The organism is Bacillus sp. SIMBA_008, from assembly GCF_046535495.1.
Classification (GTDB): Bacteria; Bacillota; Bacilli; order Bacillales; family Bacillaceae; genus Bacillus; species Bacillus subtilis.
On sequence record NZ_JAWRWL010000267.1, the window covers coordinates 1 to 290 of the forward strand.

Genomic DNA, 290 nt, shown 5'->3' on the forward strand with positions numbered 1-290 from the left:
GGTCATTTTGGATAAACAATACTTGGTGACTGTGGCACCTATTCAAAGTAATTCTGCAACAAAGAAAAAGAATCCCTTGTCAGCAGCAGACAGGAAAAATATAAAAGTATCTCCTGAAACACTTAATAAAATAAAAACCATTTGTACAATGAAAGATATGAAAAATAATGAGCTTATTCATGAAATGTTAGATTACTATATCACTAATAAGTTGAATTCAAATGAACAAAATAACCTGCTACTACGAAGATAAAAATAGCAACAATCTATATGCCGAAAACTTCTGAATG

At 30.0% G+C, this 290-nt stretch carries 1 protein-coding gene; it reads left to right on the forward strand.

Annotated features, from left to right (window positions below; genetic code table 11):
- Nucleotides 1-7: 7 nt before the first annotated feature.
- Nucleotides 8-253, forward strand: coding sequence for a BfmA/BtgA family mobilization protein (locus SB658_RS23135; RefSeq protein WP_410602608.1), 246 nt, complete (start codon nt 8-10; stop codon nt 251-253).
- Nucleotides 254-290: the final 37 nt, after the last annotated feature.